At 46.8% G+C, this 3,253-nt stretch carries 2 protein-coding genes; both read left to right on the top strand.

Annotated features, from left to right (window positions below; translation table 11 throughout):
• Window positions 1-1,024 precede the first annotated feature (1,024 nt).
• Entirely contained in the window at window positions 1,025-2,434 is a 1,410-nt protein-coding gene (gene istA, locus WC490_08115; GenBank protein ID MFA5098564.1) for an IS21 family transposase, read from the top strand.
• The gene (locus tag WC490_08110) at window positions 2,418-3,107 is read left to right on the top strand and encodes an ATP-binding protein (protein ID MFA5098563.1); all 690 of its coding nucleotides are present in this window, start codon (window positions 2,418-2,420) and stop codon (window positions 3,105-3,107) included. Before istA ends, WC490_08110 begins: the two co-directional genes overlap by 17 nt.
• Window positions 3,108-3,253: the final 146 nt, after the last annotated feature.

Here is a 3,253-nt window from a genome sequence, read left to right as displayed (position 1 = left end):
CGCGTAAAACGACTAAATAAATGCATGGAAAAATGGATATATATTTCATAAAATGATTTATATACTAAAGTTTCGCAGTTGCTCCCTGTGCTTGTATCAGTATAGCATCTTCAACAATATCAAGGAAGTGTAAAAAGCGACCCGGCTCTATTTCTCCTAAAAGTAGGTGGCTTGACAAAATCAGTATATCTTTGATATAGCACCACATGGTCTCCATCATAATAAGCCGGATATGGGTTTCTGTGAGTTCCCGGAATAACGGTCCCAGCGGTACACTCCGGTGGTATTTACGGAGAATAAAGATGAGGAGAAGATACCGGATCATTACCAGACTGTAGGAGGCAACAACGGCTTCAAATGTTTCACTCTTGTTAGCGCCGCTTAAATAGATACCAATTATGTTGGCAGTGGTCCCTCGTTTGAAGCAGGGGTTTTTCCTTCGTCTTAAGGTTCTGTTTTTTGGCTTTGCGCAAACGCATGACTTTCTCTCTCATATCGGTCTTGTACCCTGACATACTTTTTATTGTCAGTCTTCCTCTCCCCCATCAGAAAAGTTTTTGCTTTTTATGCTTTTGGCCGCCATCCCCGGCATAGCAGTCTATACTATGACAAAAACAAGGGGGTGTGTTGGTGGTCAAACAATGTCTCTTCTGTGGAAAGTATTTTACCCCTGATCGCCGGGTAGGACAGAGACAGAAGGCATGCTCCAATCCCGAATGCAAGAAGCACCGGAAAAAAGCTGCCCAGGATGCCTGGGTTCAAAAAAACCCGGGATACTTTACAGGCAGGTACCCCTATGTCAAGACATGGCGACAAAATAAACGAGTGATACAAGACAGGATACCCCATACAAAACGGCTACAGAAGCTCATCTTAATGATACCGGATGATATGATTCAGATGATACAAGACAAGATACTTCTGAAGAGATCGGGGAAACAGACCTTTACGGCCCATGGATACGGATAGGGGTGATACAAGACAGGATGGACGGCGATCCGCTTTTAACCGTATAGTCAATCTTATGGACGATGAGACTCTGAAGATGCAGGTGAGGCACTTTATTGAAGTTGAACATTTGAGTATACGCCAGATATCGGAACTTCTTTCCATCTCAAGGAAGAGAATCATGCGGGTCATGGGTACCGGACCTCTTCCAAAAAAGCGGCCCGGTATTATCGAACCCTACAGGCGACTCATTGAAGAGTGGTACAGCCGATACCCCCGTCTGAGGGCGATCCAGGTGCTGGATCGACTTAAGTCCTACGGCTTTACCGGAGGCTACACAACGGTAAAAGACTACACGATAAATTTGAGGAAGAAAAGAAAGAGACAGGCATACCACGAACTCACCTTCCTGCCGGGTGAAGAGGTTCAAATCGACTGGATGGAACGCAGGCTGTCTTTTGGCACAGTATACGGCTTCCTCTTTCTTCTTGCCTATTCCAGGTACCTCTACGGCAGATTCTACCCGAAACACTCCTTCGAATTCTTCCTGGACGGTCATATAGAGGCAATGCGTGAGGTTGGCGGGATTGCGAAAGGGCATCGGTACGATAACTTAAAGAGCGTTGTCATTACCAGAAAACCGGATATTATTCTAAATCCCCAATTTCTGGATTTCTCCCGCCACTTCGGGTTCTCCATCCATCTATGTACACCAGGCAGGGCAAATGAAAAAGGCAGGGTGGAACGGGTCATACAGGACATCGACAACTTTGTCTGTGCCGCTGACTTTACCGGCCTGGACGAACTTAACAGCAAGTTCATGTCCTGGCGCCATGAGCGCAACAAAAGACCCCACCGGGTCACCGGCAGAGCGCCTTTTGATCTTCTGGCCGAAGAGAGGCTCAACCCTCTTCCGGCTATAGATTATAAACCATGCAGGCTTGTTCCTGCACTGATCTCTTCTACAGGGTTCGTCGCCTGCGACACGAATCGGTACTCAGTTCCATCCTCTTACAGCAACATGGCCTCGACTGTTATTCTCTCGCCCTCATCCATCGAAATTGTCGTTGACGGCAAACGTGTTGCCCTCCACAGGAGATATTTTGAGAAGAATCTGACGATTGAACATCCCTCGCATAGAGAAAGGCTTCTCAATATGACGCCCCACTTCAAGGAAGAGCGGATTTACCAGCTTATGAAGAGGATGGATAAGGAGATAGAACTTTTTCTCCATACAGCAGAAAAGGAAGGGGAAGACCCCCGTTTAAGCGCCGTCAAGCTCTTCCGGCTTCTTAAAAATATGGCCAGAGAGACGCTTATTTCTGCCGTACGGGAGGCAAACAATCTCGGCATATATCGCATCACTTATGTGGAGAGCCTTCTTTCTCCCGGATTCAAAGAGCAGCCCGTACATCCCCAGAAAAAAGAACTTCTGGATATCACCTATGAAAGGAGGAATCTTGCCGACTATGATGAGCTTATCTGACCTTTGGAAAACCTTCCGGTTTATCACCGATCCTGCATCATTATCTGAGAAGGAGAGTGAGTTCCTTTTTGCCTTCCTTGCGGAAGAGCACAGGAAAAAAGAGCAGAAGCGAATCGAGTATCTCATGAGAATGTCGGGGATTAAAAGGATAAAGCTTTTATCTGACTTTGACTGGATCTTCAATCCCAAAATACCCCGTGAGAAAATTATGGAGTATATGCACACCGAATGGCTCGCCAAACCCTCGAATCTCATCATTATCGGCCCTGCCGGTGTGGGCAAGACCCATATTGCCACTGCTTTCTGCCATGATGCTCTTACAAAGGGACACCAGACCGTTTTCTCAAGCCTCTTTGATCTTATGGCACGGTTCTCCAGGGCAAGGAGTGTCTACAACCTCATTGACTACTGTGTGAGAGTGCCCGTCCTCTGCCTTGATGAGTTGGGGTATGCGGTACCGACCAAAGAGCAGGCCGATATCCTCTTCCAGATCATATCGAAAAGAACGGAGCTTGCGACGACCATAGTGACCACAAACCTTACCCCTTCCCAATGGGGAAAGGTGTTTGATACAGTAACAGCATCGGCGATCCTGGATAGACTCAGTATGAACGGTAAGTTTATTACCTTTGAAGGGAGGTCTTATAGAAGCAGGAAACTGGAGAAAAGCTGATATTATGAAAATGCTGGAGTTAATAAGGCCCTCCTTACGTTATCAAATAGGGGAGGGCAAGGGAGAATACTATCTACAGCATCATAACTATGGGCCCGATACCGGCGTTTTTGGTATCCATCTGGGCGGCGCTAACATGCCGCCAA

The organism is Candidatus Margulisiibacteriota bacterium (assembly GCA_041650635.1).
Classification (GTDB): Bacteria; Margulisbacteria; WOR-1; order JAKLHX01; family JBAZKV01; genus JBAZKV01.
The sequence above is the reverse complement of the archived record's forward strand: the minus strand, read 5'-3'. Positions and strand labels throughout refer to the sequence as shown.

What these genes read in the sequence shown, in the direction of transcription:
- istA (MFA5098564.1), top strand. Translation starts at nt 1,025, where the DNA reads ATGGACGATGAGACTCTGAAGATGCAGGTGAGGCACTTTATTGAAGTT.
- WC490_08110 (MFA5098563.1), top strand. Translation starts at nt 2,418, where the DNA reads ATGATGAGCTTATCTGACCTTTGGAAAACCTTCCGGTTTATCACCGAT.